Origin of the sequence: Rhodococcus sp. NPDC056743 (assembly GCF_042790355.1) — a bacterium.
In the GTDB taxonomy this organism is placed as follows: domain Bacteria; phylum Actinomycetota; class Actinomycetes; order Mycobacteriales; family Mycobacteriaceae; genus Rhodococcus_F.
Genome location: NZ_JBHTZI010000008.1, coordinates 59,602 through 77,184 on the forward strand (window position 1 = coordinate 59,602; position 17,583 = coordinate 77,184).

The window sequence follows — 17,583 nt, forward strand, 5'->3', positions numbered from 1 at the left end:
AAACCTGGCCGTCAAACCCGCACTGCCTTGTGCGCCGCGATCAAGCTGCGGTACCACTCGAACGACGCCTTGGGCGTCCGTTGTTGCGTGTCGAAATCGACGTGGACGAGCCCGAATCGTTCCTGATAACCGGCTGCCCACTCGAAATTGTCGAGTAGCGACCACACAAAATAGCCGCGTACGTCGACGCCGTCGTCCATGGCCGATCGCAAAGCCCGCAAATGAGCGTCGTGATACTCGATCCGGGCAGTGTCGCTCACCTCGCCCGCACTGTCCGGTGCGTCGTGGAACGAACATCCGCTCTCGGTGATGTAGATCGGCGGCAGGGACACACCGAACCGCGAGTGGAACGTCCGCAGGATCTCCCCGAGCCCTTCGGGAACGATCGGCCATCCGAAATCTGTTGTCGGATAACCCGTTATCGCCACCGGCGCAAAAGGAAGTCCCGGCGGCAGGTCGATCTCGAGAACCCCGTCGGTGCCCTGCCCATCGACGGGGGCGGCGATCATCGTCGGCTCGTAGTAGTTGATGCCGTACCAGTCGAGGGGCGCACTGATGATCGTCAGATCCTCGTCGATCGGCCCGGTGAGCAACTGCGCGAATTCGTCGGCCGGATACTTTCCGAGCAGTATCGGGTCGGCGAACATCCAATTGACGACGTGGTCGTAGATGTCTGCGGCCATCACGTCTTCCGGCGAATCCGATGCGGCCCGCACCGGCGCGTGGTTCGACGCGATACCGATGCCCGAACATCCCGCCGACCGCAACGCGTCGACAGCCACACCGTGTCCGAGTAGTTGGTGATGCGCGGCTTGGAAGGCCGCGAATCCCAGAGCGAGCCCCGGCGCATGCACCCCTAGCGCGTGGCCGTAGAGGGTGTGAACAACAGGTTCGTTGAGTGGCATCCACATGCCGACGCGATCTGCGAATCGATCGCCCACAATCTGGGCGAACTCCCCCAGCCGAAATGCTGTGTCGCGGTTCATCCATCCGCCCTGCTCTTGCAGAGCTGAGGGCAGATCCCAGTGAAAGAGCGTGACAGCGGGCGTGATTGCGGCCGCACACAGCCGGTCTATCAGGCGGTCGTAGAAATCGAGACCCTCCTGGTTCACCGCGCCCGATCCGGTGGGAAGGATCCGCGACCACGACAGCGACAGGCGGTACGCGTCGAGCCCGAGCTGCGACATCAAGTCGACGTCGGATTCCCAGCGGTGATAGTGATCGGCGGTGACCGCGCCGGTTTCACCACGGACAATGGCACCGGGCTGGGCACAGAAGTCGTCCCAAATCGACGGTCCACGACCGCCTTCGGTGACTGCGCCCTCGATTTGGTACGCCGCCGTCGCGGTCCCCCACACAAACTCGGGCGGGAAGGCTGCTGCTGGATGTCCACTCATGATGGTCAGTTAACCAAAGAATGCTGCGCGACACGCGAGTTTGTTGGACACTCGACCAGTATCGAGATCCAGTACCGTTCGGCAAAGCAGCCAAACCAAGACAAAGGCCACATTCGATGACGGATCACACCCGCACCCTGAGCAGGGCACGGATCGCCACCTCCGTGGCCTTCGGACTCCAAGGTTTCCTCCTCGCGTCGATCCTGACGCAGCTGCCGTCGTATCGAGACATGTTTGCGCTCAGCGAGTCACTGCTGGTGGTCGCGGTTGTGTCGATATCGGTCATTGCCGGATTGGGCAGCGTTCTCGCTGAACGGCTCGCTGTCCGCACCTCGAGCAAAACCACCCTGCGCACCGGACTGGCAGTCATCGCAATCTTTGGCGGTGCCACCGGCCTGGCCCCTAACTCTGCGCTCTTTTTTGTCTGCCTCGCGCTCTACGGGGTCGGCCTCGGCATTGTGGATGCGGCAGCGAATATGCAAGCCGTCTCGATCCAACACGCCAAGGGACGATTCATTCTCAGCTCGTTCCACGCGGCCTGGAGCGTCGGGGCAATTGCCGGCGCACTCTTCATCTCCGCCACCGCGGGCCTCGACATCTCGGTGCGGGTAACCCAGGTGTGTGCGGGAGTGATTGTGGCCCTTCTGCTTCTGGCGTTCGGTCCGTCGCTGCTCGATCGCAGCGCAACGACGGCCGTCGATACCAACGTCGGTGGTGCAGTCACGCTCAGCGTCCCGATGCGAGCGTTTGTCCTGCTCGGAGTCGCGATGGCACTGTTCTATGCGGTCGATTTCAGCATCGGCAACTGGTCGACGCTGTACCTCGAAGACGTACTTCTGGCTGATGCGAGCACTGCTGCGCTCTCGATGGCCGCCTACCAGATCGCGGCATTGGTCGCGCGGTTGACCGGCGACTACTGGGTCGGCAAGTTCGGTGAAACCATGGTCGTCCGCGCCGGATCACTGATCGGTGTGATCGGCATGACCGTCGTCGTGACGGCGCAGTCTCCCTCGATTGCCATCGCCGGATTCCTCATCGTCGGACTTGGCCTACCGGTGATCGCCCCGATCTGCTTCAGCGCCGCCGGACGGATGGCTCCGCCCGATCAGATCGATTCCGTCATCGCTCGCATCAACCTCTTCAACTACGTCGGTACCGTGGTCGGCGGCGGAATAGTCGGAGCTGTCGCTGCATTCAGCGACCTGCGGGTCGGGTTCCTTATACCGCTGGCGTTCTGCGTGATTCTGATCGCGCTCGCACCGGCTTTCGCCCCGAAACGCGCCGAAAGCGTGGCAGCCGAGAAAACCGGATAGCCGCCGCGAGCACAGCAAGTGGTGTACTTGAGCGACCATTGCACGTGCAAGGAAGGACGAAGTTACGTGAGTATCACCGTTGATCGGGCCGGAATCTGGGATTCCGAGGCAATCGCCGACGTGGCAGCGGTGACGTTTCCACTCGCCTGCCCGCCCGACGCTTCCGCCGACGACATCGATGCCTTCATCGACAACGTGCTCTCGGTCGACAAGTTCTCCGAATACCTGACCGACCCGACGCGCACGGTTCTCAAAGTGATCTCCGGCGACGCCATAGTCGGTTACGCGATGCTCATCGACGCCGAACCGTCCGATCCCGACGTGCGGGCGGCACTCACACTCCGCCCGACGACAGAGTTGAGCAAGCTGTACGTGCTTCCCGGAAACCACGGCAGCGGCGCCGCAGCATCCTTGATGACCGCAGTGGTCGCTCACGCCCGAGAAAGTGGCAGCACGGGAATCTGGCTTGGTGTGAACCAGGAAAACGCGCGAGCTCAGAAGTTCTATGCAAAGCACGGCTTCACGCGAGTCGGGACCAAGACCTTTGTCGTGGGCACCCAGCTCCATCACGATTTTGTGATGGAGCGACCGGTCAGCTGATCGCGCCGACTAGCTTGCGGCAACCTCGAAGCGAGACAACGCAAGCAGACGCGACATAGCACGGAGGTACTTCTTCTTGTAACCGCCGGCCAGCATCTCGGGGGTGAAGATCTCGTCCAGGCGAGCGCCGGACACCGTCACCGGAATGCTCGCGTCGTACAGGCGGTCGGCGAGAACCACGAACCGAAGCGCAACAGACTGGTCCGTCGCGGGGTGGACGCCGTCGATGTACACAGCACGAACACCCTCGACCAGCTTGTTGTAACGCGACGGGTGCAGCGTGCTGAGGTGCTTGCACAGCTCGTCGAAGTTGTCGAGCGTTGCGCCGTCGACGGACTCGGCGCGAGCAATCAGCTCTTCCGAAGAAATCGGCTCGGGAGCCGGCGGCAGATCGCGGTGACGGTAGTCGGGACCGTCGACGCGAATGGTCTCGAAGATCGAACCGAGCTTCTTGATCTCGCGCATGAAGTCCTGCGCAGCAAAGCGGCCCTCACCGAGCTGGCCCGGAAGTGTGTTGGACGTCGCGACGATGGACACACCGCGCGTCGACAGCTCGGACAACAGACGAGACACAAGCATGGTGTCGCCCGGATCATCGAGCTCGAATTCGTCGATGCACAGAACGCTGTGCTCCGAAAATGCCTCGACGGCCTTGTTGAAGCCGAGTGCGCCGACGACGTGCGTCAATTCGACGAACGTGCCGAAGGCCTTGGGCGAGGGAACGCTGTGGAAAATCGACGCCAGAAGGTGGGTCTTACCGACACCGAAACCGCCGTCGAGGTACAGACCAGCGCCAGTGGCCTGAGTCTTCTTGCCGAACAATCCACGACGACCGCCGGCCCGGATCTTGGCTACGCGCTTCGAGAATTCCTCGGTCTTGGCAACAGCAGCTGCCTGACTCGGCTCGTTGGGATCCGGGATGTAGGACGCAAAGCTCACGTCGTCGAACATTGCGGGTGGAACCATTTGAGCGACCAATTGATCGGCGGGTACCACCGGGCTGCGATCGACAAGACGTTGAGGCATCCATCAAGGGTATCTACGTGGTGTGATCACTCATATGCACCATCTGGATTTTGCGACCTACTTCACACCGGATCAGCCGCAGCGGCTCCGCGAGCTCTATCCATATCCGGAAAACGTGCAGCATCCCTGGATACGGGTGAACTTCGTGTCCAGCATCGACGGTGCCGTCTCCGTCAGCGGACTCAGCGGCGGCCTGGGCACCCCGGCGGACAAGACCGTGTTCGACACGCTGCGCGAGCTGTGCGACGTGGTTGTCGTCGGAGCCGGAACAGCTCGGGCCGAGAACTACGGCGGCGCGGTGATGAACGACGACGCTCGGGCGCGCCGGGTCGCGTCGGGGCTCGCGCCGGTGCCCCCGATCTTGGTTGTCTCGTCGCGCGCGTCGATCGACCCCGAAAGCCGATTGTTCCGGGACGCCGAAGTCCCACCGATTCTGCTGGTCGGCGCCGACGCCGACGCCGCTGCCGTCTCGAAGTTGAGCGCTGCCGGCGCCGACGTTCACCGCAGCGTCGGTGCGGCAGTGCGCAGCGTGGATATCGAGAACACCGTTGCCGAGCTGAAGTTGTGCCGGATCCTGTGTGAGGGCGGACCATCACTTTTCGGCCAATTGATCACGGATGGCGCCGTCGACGAACTGTGCGTCACCACGTCTCCGCAACTGGTCGGCGGCAATGCGGGACGGATTTCCCTCTCCGCGCAGTCCCTTCCCACCCCGATGACGCCTGCACATATCCTCACGGACTCCGACGGCACAGTGCTGTCCCGGTGGGTTCGTCAACGTCCCCGGCACTGAACCTGGCACTCTGGTCGGCATGCGCAGAGCGGCTTTGATTGCACTTGTCCTGGCGACGTGTTGTGCCTGTGGCGCAGGGCCCTCCATCCGCCCGGACGTCGCCGTCGAAGGTCATAGCGGTGGAACCCCCGGGAGTTCCGACACATCAGCGACGACGACTCCCCCGGTTCCCGCTCCGGCCGTCCCGACCAGTGACCTCCCGTGGCGCGACTGCAGCGGGACATCGCTTGCCGACGCCGCTTTGGCTGCAACCAGCACGGGCGTCATCATCGAATGCGCCGAATTCAGCGCACCCATCGACACCAGCGGCCGCATCGACGGAACATTCACCGCCGCGGCGACCAGGGCCCGAACCTCGTCGACTCCCGCTGACGCCTACCCGATCGTCTTCACCTCCGGGACCGATCGCTCGTCGGGAAGCACCCTGGCGACGCTGTCCGCAACCGGACTGACCGCCGTCCTCGCAGCGCACCCCGTTGTGGCTCTCGACCGCCGCGGTATCGACCGCTCGACTCCCATCGAATGCATGGAGCCCGATACTCGGCGTGGACTCGCTGATCTCGGCCAGTTCGAACCGAGTTCCAGCGGAGACGCAGCCGACGCCGTCGCCGCACTCGGGCACGACGCGACGATCTCCTGCACGGACTACCTCGATCCACAAGAACTCGAATTCGGAGCCGACGCTGCAGCCGACGACATCAACGCGCTCCGCACGCGATGGGGCGTCGACACGATCGCACTGTGGGCTGCCGGCTCCGGCTCTGACATCGGATTGAGTTACGCCGCAACATATCCCGACAATCTGGCTCGGTTGATCCTCGACTCGCCGGCACCGATCGCGACTGACGCCACCACCGAGGAAGAAAGCCGAGTCCAGGGCCAGGAAGCCGCATTGACGGCGTTTGCCACTCGCTGTGCAGCGCTGTCCTGCTCGCTCGGCCCCGACCCTCACGCCGCCGTCGTTGCACTGATGGAACGGGCGCGAGCCGGTGAGTTCCGCCCCCTGTCCGCGGCATCGATCGCCCGCGCAATCTCGGCAAGTCTCGCCATCGCGAGCCAGAATCGTCAATTGGACACAACGTCCCTTGCCGACGCCCTCAGTGCGCTCGGAACCGGAAACCCCGTGCCCATGCGCGAGCGTGCCGCAGCCGCGGAGAAGACCATCACCAGTGACGGTCAGTTCGTCGGACGCTGCACCGACGGCGTTCAGTGGCCGGGAGTGGGCCGCATCCGCGAACTCCAAGAAACGTGGAGTAAGTCCTACCCCGTGTTCGGGAACGAAGCCGCGCTCGGATTGTCGGCGTGTGCGAGTTGGCCGACTACTACCCCGACGCCCCTGCCCACCGCGTTGAAACCGACTGTTCTCGTGCTCAGCGGTCAGGCCGACCCTGCCGTCGGCAACAGCGGACTGGCCACCGTCACCGGAGTTGTCACCAACGCCGGCGCCCGATTTGCCAGCCTCGATTGGCAAGGCGCCGGACACCCTGCGATGCAATCTGCCTGCGTCCAACAGGCCGCGGTGTCCTACCTGGGCAATCAGAGCCTGCCCGCCAACGGCAATGTGTGCCCTGCCTAGCCGAATATGACGGTGCTCACCCGCCAATCCAGGGTGCATCCCCAGATCTGTTCGTGTCTCGGTGTACCGTTCCGAAGTGTTCCTTAGACAAATCGAGCCTCGCACCGGGCGGACAACCCAACAAGTCGTCAACTACGTTTTGTGGCCGATCGCCGTGATGACCGTGATCAATCGCGTTGTCGTCAAAGCCGTCAACGGGTCGATCACCGATGATTTCCGGCCGGTCTACAACGCCGCGCTGGCATTCTGGAACGGCCGCGAGGTCTACACCGCGGACTTCAACTCCGTAGATCCGCACTACCTGTATCCCCCATCGGGATCCTTGCTGATGGCACCGCTGGCCATCCTCGACCCCGAGCGCTCGCGCTGGCTGTTCATCGGCGCCAACGCGATTGCAATCCTGGTCGCGCTCTATCTGCTGCTGCGTCTGTTCGACCTGACAATCAGCTCCATCGCCGCGCCAATTCTCGTGCTGGCCGCGTTCTCGTCGGAGACCGTCACCAACACTCTGGTGTTCACCAACATCAACGGCATCGTGCTACTCAGCGAGATGGCGTTCCTGCTCCTCCTGATGCGCCGCAAGGATCTGTGGGCAGGCGCGTCGATCGGCATCACCCTCGCCGTCAAACCCACTCTTGCTCCGCTGCTGCTGCTTCCCTTGGTTCGTGGTCAGTGGAAGGTCTTTGTCACGGCACTCGGTATTCCGTTCATCCTCACCGTTGTCGCGGTACCGCTGTCCGCGGACCCGATGGCATTTGTCGAACGCACCGTGCCGTATCTGCTGGAATCGCGCGACTATTTCAACAGCTCGATAGTCGGCAACGGCGCCTACTTCGGGCTTCCCGAGTGGTTGGTCTTCGCCCTGCGCGCGGTGTTCGCCGTCATGGTTCTGGTCTCTCTGTGGCTGCTCTACCGGTACTACCGCAACGACGATCTGTTCTTCCTCACCACTACAACCGGTGTCATCATGACCGCGTCATTCCTGCTGCCGTCGCTCGGCCAGATGTACTACTCGATGATGCTGTTCCCGCTCTTGATGTCGGTGATTCTCAAGAACTCCGTCATGCGGAACTGGCCGGCCTGGCTTGCCGTGTACGGCTGCATGACATTCGACGACTGGTGGTCATTCCGCTGGCCCGCCTTCGGCCGAGCAGCGGAGTACATGAAGAGCACTCTCGGGTGGAGCCTGCTGCTGATCGTGATCTTCTGTGTGCTCGGATACCGGTATCTCGTTGCCCGACGCGAAGGCCGTCTCGACCGCGGAATCGATCCCGTCTATCTGCTCGATCCGCCTGTGGATGCCGCTCCACCTGCACACAAAGCCGAACCTGCAGTAAAGGATTAGCGTGTACGCATGAGTTCTACAGAGAACACCCCCGAAGTCACCTTCACCGACGAGCAGTGGCGCGAAAAACTGACTCCGGCCGAGTACGCGGTCCTGCGTCAAGCCGGCACCGAACGCCCCGGCGTGGGCGAATACACCGACACCACCACCGAAGGTGTGTACTCCTGCCGCGCGTGCGGCGCCGAACTTTTCCGCAGCACGGAGAAGTTCGAATCGCATTGCGGGTGGCCGTCGTTCTTCGATCCCGCAAACTCCGACGCCGTCATCCTGAAGGAAGACGTGAGCCTCGGAATGCGCCGCGTCGAGGTTATCTGCAAGAAGTGCCACAGCCACCTCGGCCACGTCTTCGAAGGCGAGGGCTACCCCACGCCAACGGATCAGCGGTACTGCATCAACTCGATTTCGCTGGTGCTACATCCCGCGAAGTAGACCTCTGGGTCGCTCAGACGGGTAAAAGTGCACACAAGTCTCCCTTGCGCGGCCGGATCAGCCGCCCGACGGAGGCTTGTGTGCATTCCGGCCCGGAACTCACACTGTGCCGAGAGCCTCGAATACCCCGGTGTACAACTCCGGACGGCGATCGTCGAAGACGTGGTTCACCCTCGAGATCTGCCTCTCTCGCGCCGTCGACAACGACAGCGGAGCGATCGCGAACCCCTGGGCATCAGGCCTTTCGAGTACCCACCCAGCCGTGTCGATGACGGCAGAGCCTCCGGTGAATTCCTGTCCTCGCTCCCGGCCGGATCGGTCGGCGCAAGCGACATAGACGTGGTTGGTCCGCGCGGCCGCGCGAGCCAGCATTACCTGTGGTGGTTCGTCACCGTATGGGCGAGCGTCCAGCGCCCAGTTGGTTGGCACTGCAATCAAATCGGCACCTCGTATCGCAAGGCTCCTGGCCATCTCCGGGAACTCCAGGTCGTAGCAAATCAACACGCCCACTCGACCGAAACAGGTGTCGACGATCGGAGGTGCGTCGACACCTGCGGTGAAGAATCGCTTCTCCCGGTTCCACAGATGGGTCTTCCGGTAAACGGCCTGAACTCCCGCCGCACTGACCAGGGCCGCACTGATATGTAGGTCGGCACCCGATCTCTCTACGAAGCCGCCCACAACCAAACCCGGTGAGCCCGCGAGCGCTTGCGCCCATCTCGCAAACACCGGATGCGTCGCAGTGACGGCGCACGAGCGAACCTCGTCGATGGTCTCGAACATATAGCCACTGAGGGACAGTTCGGGAAGGACGATGATGTCGGCCCCTCGCTCGCGTGCAGTCTCGACCGCGCTGACGGTGAGCTTGACATTGGCGTCAAGATCGAGCAATCGAGGTGCCACCTGCACGACCGCTACGTGCGCCGGCGCCGTCATGCGTCCCACCGAAGGGGGAAGCGCTCGCCGTTGCGGAGGGCCAGGAGGTCCTCGAGTTGCTGCGCGGCGTGCTTCAGGTCGGTCACGGCCTGGTCGATCTTCGGCTCAAGCCTGAACGTCGGCCCCGAGACTCCCAGAGAGGCGATGAGCACCCCCCGGTAGTCACGCACCGGTACGCCAACCGCCGCTAATCCGACCTCGAACTCGTCCACGACGATTGCGTGCCCCTCGTCACGAACTCGGGACACGGTCTCGACGAGATCGTCGATAGTCCTGACGCCGCCTTCGCGCGCGGTGCGCAGTGTCTGTCCGTCGTACATCGCGCGGATCTCGGCGGAAGTTCTGTCGGTGAGCAGCACGCGGCCAACCGACGTCGAGTACAGCGACCACTGTGCGGGCATCGCCTGAATCGAGTGGTTGGCAGTCCGTTCGGCCACGGAGAGAGCCTCGAATCCCGAGAGCACGGAAAGGTACACAGACTCGTCCAGTCGAACAACCAAATCGTCGAGAACCTCTCCCGCACATTCCAATAGACGCTGGTCTCCACTCACCTGCGCCATGTTGAAGATGCGCCAACCCAACCGGAAGGCGCGTGTCTTGGGATCCCGATCGACCATGCCGTACTCGGTGAGAACCTTCAGACTGCGTGAGATCTGACTCTTGTCCATGTCGAGAATCTCGGCAATCTCTGTCACGCCCAGCCCCCCTTTCTCGCGGGCGCGGCTGGTTTGAAGGACGAGCAGGACCTCCAGGCCTCGCCGAATACTGGTGTCGCGTGTGGGTGGCATGACGCAAGCTTCCGCTATCAGTTGCATATAACGCAACAGCAGATGCCCATTTGGCAACATTGGAAACAGAGTTGTAACGACCGCGACACGGGCCAGGCATATCGTCACGAAAGTATTCAACGTGTCCATACGGCAACTGGAGTTGCCATATAGCCAATTTGAGAAGAGGGCTCATGCGTCGGAAGACCTGGCGAATACTTTCTGCGGCCACCGCATGTGTGGCGCTCGGGGTCGCGCTCACGGCATGCGGCGAAGGGACAGCGGACACCGACACAGTGTCCTTGAAGTTCCTCAACTACGGAGACTGGGTCGGCGAGACGGAGATCGCGGACTTCGAGAATGCTCATCCAGGGATCAAAATCGAGCAGTTTGCACTGCCAGACGGCGGCTCGTCAGCGCTGGCGGCACAACTGGCCAAGGACAAAGGTGCCTACGATCTAGTCGCGGTCGGCAACGCCACGGCGGCTCGCCTGGAGGCCGGAAATCTGCTGGCCGACTTCGATCCCGCGACGGTCCCGAACCTGGCGAACATACCGCAGGAGTACCGCGACCAATTTCCGTGGGGAATTCCTACGGATCTCGGCAAAGCAGGAATCATCTTCGACAAGGCGAAGGTGCCTAATCCTCCGACGTCATGGAAGGAACTCTTCGACAACGCCGAGCAGTGGACGGGCAAGATCGTGCTTCCGGATTACGACCTCGACGTTGTGTCCATCGCCCTCCTGGCGCTCGGCTACGACATCAACACCACCGACAGCGGTCAGCTCGCCGAAGCCGAAGAGAAAATCAAGGTAATCAAGCCGCATCTTCTCGCATTCCAGCAAAAGGGACAGGCGAAGGCAATCATCGACGGCTCGGCGCTCATCGCCGTCGCCCCTGACTACGCGTACGCGGGTGCCGACAACGATTCGTTGGGCTGGGTTTCGCCAACGGAAGGCACTCCGGGCTACATCGAAGGCGTAGCTCTCTTACCCGGAAGCAAGCACCTCGACGAAGCTCTCGAATTCCTCAATTTCCGCCTCGAGCCGCAGACGTACGGCGGGTTCATCAACAACACCGGCGCCTCATATCTCATGCCGGCAGCCGAGCAGTACATCAAGCCAGGAATCCTGGAAAACCCTGCGCTCCAACCGAACCCGAACTCGCCATTCGTGGCAGAAAAGTTCCTTTCCGCTGAGAACACCGAAGTGCGGGCCAAGATGTGGAACCGGATCAAGGCAAACTGATGACCCAGGATCAACTCGTCGCCCCGCCTGGCGAATCGACAGACCCGGCCGAGGGCACCCCAGCCACGTCGCGGCTTCATCGTCGGAGCAACGCACTGCGGCGAGCTCGCAGCTGGTCCGGAATCCTGCTCGCGACACCGATGACGGTCTACGTCATGGTCTTTTTCGTCGTCCCGCTGGTAGTTCTCGTGGTCTACAGCGTCTCCAAGTTCGACCTGCTCACATTCGAGGTGCAGCCGGGCTTCACGCTCCAGAACTACAGCGAGCTGTTCAGTAGCACATACGCCGGGGCAGTGGTGCGCTCACTGGGCATGACGATCCTTATGACCACAGTCTGCGTTCTTCTCGGATTCCCTGTCGCGCTTACGATCTCGCGCGCCAAGGGTAAGCTCAAGGCACTGCTCCTCGTCGCTGTGATCGTGCCGTACTGGATCAGCTTCGTTGTACGCACCTACGCGTGGCTCGAATTGCTCTCACCTAGCGGCGCCGTCTCGAAACTCGCCGCGCTTCTAGGGATCGTCCCGGATGGAACTCAGCTCGGATACTCGCCGCTCGCAATCGGTATCGGCATGGTCGCCGGGTACCTACCACTGATGATCCTGCCGATGTTCATGGCACTGGATCGCATCGATCCGGGCTTGGCGGAGGCAGCCGCCGACATGGGGTTGAGCCGACGACGGACCTTCTGGAAGATCACCGTGAAACTCGCGATGCCCGGCAGCATCGCTGGTGTACTCCTGGTCGGCATCCCGGCAACCGGGGAGTACACGATCCCCGCAATCCTAGGCGGCTCGAAGACCCTCATGATCGGCAACGTCGAAGCCGACCAATTCCTCTCTACCGGCAATTATCCGTTCGGCGCAGCAATCGCAACCACATTGATGGTCGTCATGCTCGCCGTGCTCTTCGCCTCGCGCAAGCGACTCGACCGTCTGGGAGACATCACATGAAGCGTCGGATCAGCCCGGCAGCGATCGTCACCGGTCTCGTCCTCGCGTTCCTCTATCTGCCTATCGGGATGGTGATCGTCAACGCGTTCAACGCAAACGAAAACCTCATTGGTTGGGGTGGAGGGACTCTCCGGTGGATCACCGGGGCATTCGCCGACGAACGGGTCCGCCAAGACTTTCTGACGAGTTGTCTGATTGCACTGCTCTCCACGGTCGTCGCTGTGACTCTGTCGCTGGCTGCCGTCATGGCTGTATCCCGCCTGCCCAAGCGAACCGGTGCGGTGTTGCAGACTCTCACCTACGCACGGTTGATGATTCCGGAAGTTGTCATCGCCGCAGGCATCCTCGTCGTTATCCAACGCTTGGGACTGACCACCGGCACCTGGTCGGTCGTCGCCGGACACATCGTGTTCTGCTCGGCCTACGCGACGCTGGTGCTCCAGTCTCGTTTCGCGACGTTGACCGGAACATACGACGAGGCCGCCGCCGACCTGGGCGCGCCACCGTACCGGGTATTCCTACGAGTGCTGTGGCCAATGATGATGCCCGCCGTTGTCATAGCGTCGCTGCTCTCCTTCACGTTTTCGTTCGACGACGTGGTCAGCACGGTCTTCCTGGCCGGACCGGAGACCGAGACTCTGCCGGTGCTCATTCTCAGCCTCTCCCGTCACGGAACGTCGCCGGAAGTCAACGCGATAGCCGTCGCCTTCATGTTCGTCTCGCTCGTACTGATGTCTCTGGTCGCGTTGGCCTCGTTCTGGCCGACCAAGCAGACACGTCGCGTCACCTCGGAAGAAGAAATCTCATGACAACCACCGCCGACCGGGACCACAGCCCCGCCTCACTCAGGCTCGAGGACCTCACCTGTGCCTTCGGCGACCATCAAGTCGTCAAAGGCATCAACCTCGATATCAAAGGAGGTGAGTTCTTCTCGCTACTCGGACCTAGCGGCTGTGGCAAGACCACGACGCTGCGAATGATCGCCGGTCTCGAGCAGTCCACTGCCGGGCGCATCCTCGTTGACGACGCGGAGATCCAGGGAGTGGCACCACACAAGCGACCGGTGCACACCGTCTTCCAGAATTACGCGCTCTTCCCGCACTTGAGCGTTTTCGAGAATGTTGCCTTCGGACTTCGCGAACGCAAGGAGAGCAAGCAGTCCATCAAGGAGAAGGTCACCCGGTTCCTCGATCTGGTCGAGCTGGGAGGCAAGGAGGATCACCGCCCACGCCAACTCAGCGGCGGGATGCAGCAGCGTGTCGCGCTGGCGCGATCCCTCGTCCTGGGACCGCGGGTGCTTCTGCTCGACGAACCGCTGGGCGCACTGGATCTGCGCATGCGCCGCCAGATGCAGGTGCTGCTCAAGTCCGTGCAGCACGAATTGGGAATCACCTTCGTCTACGTCACCCACGATCAGGAGGAAGCGTTCGCGATGTCCGACCGGGTCGGCCTCATGCACAACGGCGACCTCGTGCAGGTCGCCACACCTACCGATGTCTATCACCAACCCACCACTCGATTCGCTGCCGGATTCGTGGGCGCGTCGAACAGCCTGGATGCCGTCGTCACCGGTAGCGGACTGGGCTCGTACGACGTGATCATCCCTGGCGTGGGTGAAGGGCGCGTCGCCGGCGTCGGCGAGGTCCCGGCCGACAAGAATGTAACGCTGATCCTTCGCCCCGAAATGGTCGGTCTCCAGTCCGATGACGACGCCGATTTCCGCGCCGAAGGCATCGCGCGGGACATCGCTTTTCTCGGAGCGCGTACCTCCGTGCGCGTCGAACTGGCCAACCGCCAAGTGATCACCGCAGACCTGGCCAGCCGCACCCTGCCCGCCAGCGTCATGGTTGGAGCTCCCTGCCGAGTTTCGTGGCGAAGCGTCAACATGTGGGCGGTGACCCGATGACCTATTCCATCGTTGCGCGGTGTGAGCGAACCGGTCAACTCGGTGTGGCCACCAGCACCTCCGATGTCGCCGTCGGCGCTCGGGTGCCGTGGCTGCGCAGCGGAGTCGGCGCCGTCGTCACCCAACACCGCACCGATCCCCGCCTCGGACCGCGGATGCTCGACCTGATGACGCTCGGAGCGAGCGCTGCAGAAGCTGTCGACGGGGTTCGTCACTCGAGCATCCACGCCGACTGGCGCCAACTCGCAGCCATAGGCACCACCGGGCCCGGTGTCGGCTGGACCGGTGCACATGTCGACCCGACCGGAGTCTCCGTCGTGCCCGCCGCCGACCATGTGGTCGTCGGAAACATTCTGGTCGGTGACGCGGTCGGACAGGCTGCGAGTGCGGCCTTCCAAGCCAATCCGGCTTTGGATCTGGGCGAGCGCCTGGTCAGTGCGCTCGAGGCAGGACTCGTGGCCGGCGGAGAGCCGGACCCGCTTCGATCCGCGTGCCTGCGTGTGCACGGCTGCGAAACGTTTCCCCTCGTCGACCTACGAGTGGACGAACACCCGAAGCCCCTGCGCGAGCTCCGCCGCCTGTGGCAGCTGTACGGACCGGCGGCGAGCGAGTACGTCAGCCGAGCTCTCGACCCAGAAGCTGCGCGTGGCGTAGCCCCCGGCGCGGAGGGTGCCGATGTCTGAAGTCATGCCGTTCGCGCCTTCGGCGGTTCCCGCGTCAGTCGCCGAGTTCACCGTGTTGCTCGAGCCGCGACTGCCCGACATTCTCGATCTCGCCCAGCGGCTCACAGCGGTTGAGAGCGGATCATTCCTGCCTGCTGGAGTCGACACGGTGAGCGAAATCGTCGCGGAACAGCTTGTGGCACTGGGTTTCACCACGCGTTGGCACACGATTGCACCCGATCGAGGCAAGGCATTCGAGGCCACCCTCGAGCTCGGCCGACCAGGGCTGCGACTCCTCGTACTTGGCCATGCAGACACGGTCTGGCCCGCTGCGACAACAAACGATTGGCCAATCGTGACGGACGCTCCGATCATGTCCGGGCCCGGACTCGGCGACATGAAGTGTGCCCTCGCGATGGCCGTCCATGCGATCGAAGCGGCCCTGGAAACGTCGGCGCCGGGCATCGCCACGATCACCTACGCGCTCGTACCTGACGAGGAACTCGGCAGTGTCGATAGCCGAAGCTGGTTGGCGGACCTCGGGCGGCGCACGGACGTATGCCTCGCGCTCGAGGCCGGCCTGAGCGACGGTGGCGTAATCGTCTCCCGCGGCGCGGTCGGGGCCATGATCATTACCGCCCACGGTCGTACAGCACACTCCACCGACGTCACCGGAGAGAGTGCACTCCGTGCGTTGGCGCCCCTCGTCGAAAGACTCGAATCGCTCACGAACCGTGACCGTCGCACAATCTGCAGCGTCGGCATCCTGCGCAGCGGCACAGCGCGGCAGGTCGTACCCGATCATGCAGAACTCCATCTGGACCTGCGGGCTCCAGACGACGCAGCGGGCCGAGCACTGGTCGCCGACGTTCGCAGCCTTGCCGAGTCATGCGCCGGTGAGGGCATCACCGTCGAAATCTCGGGAGGCATCACGAGACCCGCGCTGTCCCCTGCCACCACCGCCCCCGTCTACGCACTCGCAGAGAACCTCGCGTCCGCGGCTGGACTGGCACTGCGCCGAATCGACGAGATGGGCGGTTCGGACGCCAGCCTCATCGCGCAGTGGGCACCCCTCGCACTGGATGGACTGGGCCCGACGGCGTTCGACCAGTGCAGTCGCGCCGAGACAGTGGTGCGCGATTCAGTTGTTCCGCGCACGGCCCTGCTCGCAGCGCTCATAGGCCATGCGGCGCAACTCGCCAAGAACCTGCCGAACCAGGAGGACCACGCATGAGACACGAACCGGCAACGCATATTTTCGGTGTTGCAAATATGACGACTCAAGTTGCTCATGAAACAACTCGTGGTGATGTAAGTGATGTTCTGGAGTTCGTCGTCGGACTTACCTGGCAGCAAGTGCCACCCGTGGTGCGGCGACGGCTGGGGATGCTGTGCCTCGATGCCTCCGTTGCAGCACGCGCCGGCACCCGTCTACGCTCGCCGCGCATCGTCACCGACTACGTCTCGACGACCATGAGCGGCGACGAGTCCACATGTCTGCTCAACGGACGCCGAGCCTCGGCACCTGGCTCAGCGCTCGCCAACGGGACGTTGATGAACGCGGTCGACTACGACGACGGACATTCTCTCGCCAAGGGCCATCCCGGAGCGGTGATCATCCCGGCCGCGCTCGCGATGGCCGAATCGACCGGTGCCAGTCATGAGGAATTCCTCCTCTCGATTGTGATCGGATATGAGATCGGCCTCCGAGCAGCGATCGCGCAGCACAATCGTTGGCCGCTCTTTCACAGCAGCGGCACCTGGGGTGCCGTCGGCGCCGCAGCCGCAAGCGCCCGACTTCTGAAATTGGCGCCGGAGCAAGTGGACGCAGCAATCGGATTGGCTGAGTACCACGCTCCGGTCGATCTGATCATGCGGGCGGTAGCCGAGCCCACCATGGCCAAGGACGCTATGGGATGGGGAGCGCACGTCGGTGTCACCAGCGCCCAACTCGCTGCAGCCGGCTTCACTGCCCATCGCTCGGAATTCGTCGCCGACCGCTTGCGCAACGAAGTCGCCGATCTCGGCAGCCAATGGCAGCTGCTGGATACGTACGTCAAACCGTTTCCCTGCTGCCGCTGGGTGCACCCCGTGCTGGCCGGCGCCGAGCGGATCCTGCACCAGCTAGGACGCGAGCGGCTCGACCCTGCCGAAGTGACACACGTCCAGGTGCGTACCTTCCAAGCTGCTGCCGACTTGGCCCGAATGGTGCCCTCCACCAGCGAAGAAGCCCAGTTCAACCTGGTCTGGCCACTGGCCGCCTACCTGACCACGGGCGGCTTCGGTCTCGAGGCAATCACCCGCGACCTCGGAGATCCGGCGATCGCACGGACGGCCCGCGTCGTCGAGATCGTCGTCGATCCTGACCTCGAAGCCGGGTTCCCCTCAGTCCGACACAGCTCTCTCACTGTAACGCTGGCCGATGGCCGTGTGGTGGAGAGCGGGCTTTGTTCAGCGGCCGGAAACGCCGACGACCCGCATTGGGAATCCGTGGTGCGAAACAAATTCCCCACGATCCCCGACGAGCGCTGGTTCAGCTTCGACGGCGAACCGCTGCCCGCCGCAACCCGAGATCTGGTGGCCGTCGATCCGATGTGCCCTCTGACCTACCCCGTTGAAATGAGGGACTGAAATGA

General features: G+C 62.9%; 17 protein-coding genes. 13 read left to right on the top strand and 4 right to left on the bottom strand.

The annotated features are described in order from the left end of the window. Positions 1 to 11: 11 nt before the first annotated feature. Positions 12 to 1,397, bottom strand: coding sequence for a GH1 family beta-glucosidase (locus ACFRFQ_RS19040; protein ID WP_378660794.1), 1,386 nt, complete (start codon positions 1,395 to 1,397; stop codon positions 12 to 14). 20 nt (positions 1,398 to 1,417) lie between these two features. Here ACFRFQ_RS19040 and ACFRFQ_RS19045 point away from each other — a divergent pair, with 20 nt between their 5' ends. Together ACFRFQ_RS19045 and ACFRFQ_RS19050 are read left to right on the top strand one after the other, a co-directional pair. After that, a complete protein-coding gene (locus ACFRFQ_RS19045) occupies positions 1,418 to 2,710 on the top strand; it encodes an MFS transporter (protein ID WP_378660797.1) in 1,293 nt (430 codons plus the stop codon). A 66-nt stretch (positions 2,711 to 2,776) separates the two neighbouring features. Then, complete coding sequence (locus ACFRFQ_RS19050; protein WP_378660799.1) at positions 2,777 to 3,310, top strand: GNAT family N-acetyltransferase; 534 nt, start codon at positions 2,777 to 2,779, stop codon at positions 3,308 to 3,310. Between the two features lie 9 nt (positions 3,311 to 3,319). Here ACFRFQ_RS19050 and zapE read toward each other — a convergent pair whose 3' ends face one another. After that, complete coding sequence (zapE, locus tag ACFRFQ_RS19055; protein ID WP_138868283.1) at positions 3,320 to 4,336, bottom strand: cell division protein ZapE; 1,017 nt, start codon at positions 4,334 to 4,336, stop codon at positions 3,320 to 3,322. Positions 4,337 to 4,370: 34 nt separating this feature from the next. On the opposite strand from zapE, the gene ACFRFQ_RS19060 reads away from it, so the two are divergent. From ACFRFQ_RS19060 to msrB, 4 genes are all read left to right on the top strand, one after another. Beyond that, positions 4,371 to 5,129 (top strand): pyrimidine reductase family protein, encoded by a 759-nt coding sequence (locus ACFRFQ_RS19060; RefSeq protein WP_378661574.1) that lies wholly within the window; start codon positions 4,371 to 4,373, stop codon positions 5,127 to 5,129. A gap of 19 nt (positions 5,130 to 5,148) precedes the next feature. Next, positions 5,149 to 6,705, top strand: coding sequence for an alpha/beta fold hydrolase (locus tag ACFRFQ_RS19065; RefSeq protein WP_378660801.1), 1,557 nt, complete (start codon positions 5,149 to 5,151; stop codon positions 6,703 to 6,705). Positions 6,706 to 6,766: 61 nt separating this feature from the next. Next, complete coding sequence (locus tag ACFRFQ_RS19070) at positions 6,767 to 8,050, top strand: glycosyltransferase family 87 protein (protein WP_378660804.1); 1,284 nt, start codon at positions 6,767 to 6,769, stop codon at positions 8,048 to 8,050. Between the two features lie 9 nt (positions 8,051 to 8,059). Continuing rightward, complete coding sequence (gene msrB, locus ACFRFQ_RS19075) at positions 8,060 to 8,479, top strand: peptide-methionine (R)-S-oxide reductase MsrB (RefSeq protein ID WP_378660807.1); 420 nt, start codon at positions 8,060 to 8,062, stop codon at positions 8,477 to 8,479. A 99-nt stretch (positions 8,480 to 8,578) separates the two neighbouring features. Here the strand turns inward: msrB and ACFRFQ_RS19080 are convergent, their stop codons facing one another. Together ACFRFQ_RS19080 and ACFRFQ_RS19085 are read right to left on the bottom strand one after the other, a co-directional pair. After that, positions 8,579 to 9,415, bottom strand: coding sequence for a nitrilase-related carbon-nitrogen hydrolase (locus tag ACFRFQ_RS19080; protein ID WP_378660809.1), 837 nt, complete (start codon positions 9,413 to 9,415; stop codon positions 8,579 to 8,581). Continuing rightward, a complete protein-coding gene (locus ACFRFQ_RS19085; protein ID WP_378660812.1) occupies positions 9,412 to 10,203 on the bottom strand; it encodes an IclR family transcriptional regulator in 792 nt (263 codons plus the stop codon). Before ACFRFQ_RS19085 ends, ACFRFQ_RS19080 begins: the two co-directional genes overlap by 4 nt. A 173-nt stretch (positions 10,204 to 10,376) precedes the next feature. On the opposite strand from ACFRFQ_RS19085, the gene ACFRFQ_RS19090 reads away from it, so the two are divergent. From ACFRFQ_RS19090 to ACFRFQ_RS19120, 7 genes are read left to right on the top strand one after another with little or no spacing between them, the layout of a single operon-like run. Continuing rightward, the gene (locus ACFRFQ_RS19090) at positions 10,377 to 11,429 is read left to right on the top strand and encodes a PotD/PotF family extracellular solute-binding protein (RefSeq protein ID WP_378660815.1); all 1,053 of its coding nucleotides are present in this window, start codon (positions 10,377 to 10,379) and stop codon (positions 11,427 to 11,429) included. Further along, positions 11,429 to 12,379 carry an ABC transporter permease gene (locus tag ACFRFQ_RS19095; protein ID WP_378660818.1) on the top strand — a complete coding sequence of 317 codons (951 nt, stop codon included), beginning with the start codon at positions 11,429 to 11,431 and terminating at the stop codon, positions 12,377 to 12,379. Before ACFRFQ_RS19090 ends, ACFRFQ_RS19095 begins: the two co-directional genes overlap by 1 nt. Next, positions 12,376 to 13,188: an ABC transporter permease gene (locus tag ACFRFQ_RS19100; protein WP_378660821.1), complete on the top strand. Its 813-nt coding sequence runs from the start codon at positions 12,376 to 12,378 to the stop codon at positions 13,186 to 13,188. The genes ACFRFQ_RS19095 and ACFRFQ_RS19100 overlap by 4 nt, the downstream gene beginning before the upstream one ends. After that, positions 13,185 to 14,285, top strand: coding sequence for an ABC transporter ATP-binding protein (locus ACFRFQ_RS19105; protein ID WP_378660824.1), 1,101 nt, complete (start codon positions 13,185 to 13,187; stop codon positions 14,283 to 14,285). Before ACFRFQ_RS19100 ends, ACFRFQ_RS19105 begins: the two co-directional genes overlap by 4 nt. Next, a complete protein-coding gene (locus ACFRFQ_RS19110; protein WP_378660826.1) occupies positions 14,282 to 14,968 on the top strand; it encodes a DUF1028 domain-containing protein in 687 nt (228 codons plus the stop codon). The genes ACFRFQ_RS19105 and ACFRFQ_RS19110 overlap by 4 nt, the downstream gene beginning before the upstream one ends. After that, positions 14,961 to 16,181: a M20/M25/M40 family metallo-hydrolase gene (locus ACFRFQ_RS19115; RefSeq protein WP_378660829.1), complete on the top strand. Its 1,221-nt coding sequence runs from the start codon at positions 14,961 to 14,963 to the stop codon at positions 16,179 to 16,181. The genes ACFRFQ_RS19110 and ACFRFQ_RS19115 overlap by 8 nt, the downstream gene beginning before the upstream one ends. Beyond that, on the top strand, positions 16,178 to 17,578 hold the full coding sequence (locus ACFRFQ_RS19120) for an MmgE/PrpD family protein (RefSeq protein WP_378660832.1): 1,401 nt from the start codon (positions 16,178 to 16,180) through the stop codon (positions 17,576 to 17,578). Before ACFRFQ_RS19115 ends, ACFRFQ_RS19120 begins: the two co-directional genes overlap by 4 nt. The last annotated feature ends 5 nt before the right edge of the window (positions 17,579 to 17,583 follow it).

Coding starts and splice junctions, on each gene's coding strand:
- ACFRFQ_RS19065 (WP_378660801.1), top strand. CDS start 5,149: ATGCGCAGAGCGGCTTTGATTGCACTTGTCCTGGCGACGTGTTGTGCC.
- ACFRFQ_RS19115 (WP_378660829.1), top strand. CDS start 14,961: ATGTCTGAAGTCATGCCGTTCGCGCCTTCGGCGGTTCCCGCGTCAGTC.
- msrB (WP_378660807.1), top strand. CDS start 8,060: ATGAGTTCTACAGAGAACACCCCCGAAGTCACCTTCACCGACGAGCAG.
- ACFRFQ_RS19100 (WP_378660821.1), top strand. CDS start 12,376: ATGAAGCGTCGGATCAGCCCGGCAGCGATCGTCACCGGTCTCGTCCTC.
- ACFRFQ_RS19110 (WP_378660826.1), top strand. CDS start 14,282: ATGACCTATTCCATCGTTGCGCGGTGTGAGCGAACCGGTCAACTCGGT.
- ACFRFQ_RS19105 (WP_378660824.1), top strand. CDS start 13,185: ATGACAACCACCGCCGACCGGGACCACAGCCCCGCCTCACTCAGGCTC.
- ACFRFQ_RS19085 (WP_378660812.1), bottom strand. CDS start 10,203: ATGCCACCCACACGCGACACCAGTATTCGGCGAGGCCTGGAGGTCCTG.
- ACFRFQ_RS19120 (WP_378660832.1), top strand. CDS start 16,178: ATGAGACACGAACCGGCAACGCATATTTTCGGTGTTGCAAATATGACG.
- ACFRFQ_RS19060 (WP_378661574.1), top strand. CDS start 4,371: ATGCACCATCTGGATTTTGCGACCTACTTCACACCGGATCAGCCGCAG.
- ACFRFQ_RS19040 (WP_378660794.1), bottom strand. CDS start 1,397: ATGAGTGGACATCCAGCAGCAGCCTTCCCGCCCGAGTTTGTGTGGGGG.
- zapE (WP_138868283.1), bottom strand. CDS start 4,336: ATGCCTCAACGTCTTGTCGATCGCAGCCCGGTGGTACCCGCCGATCAA.
- ACFRFQ_RS19090 (WP_378660815.1), top strand. CDS start 10,377: ATGCGTCGGAAGACCTGGCGAATACTTTCTGCGGCCACCGCATGTGTG.
- ACFRFQ_RS19045 (WP_378660797.1), top strand. CDS start 1,418: ATGCTGCGCGACACGCGAGTTTGTTGGACACTCGACCAGTATCGAGAT.
- ACFRFQ_RS19095 (WP_378660818.1), top strand. CDS start 11,429: ATGACCCAGGATCAACTCGTCGCCCCGCCTGGCGAATCGACAGACCCG.
- ACFRFQ_RS19080 (WP_378660809.1), bottom strand. CDS start 9,415: ATGACGGCGCCGGCGCACGTAGCGGTCGTGCAGGTGGCACCTCGATTG.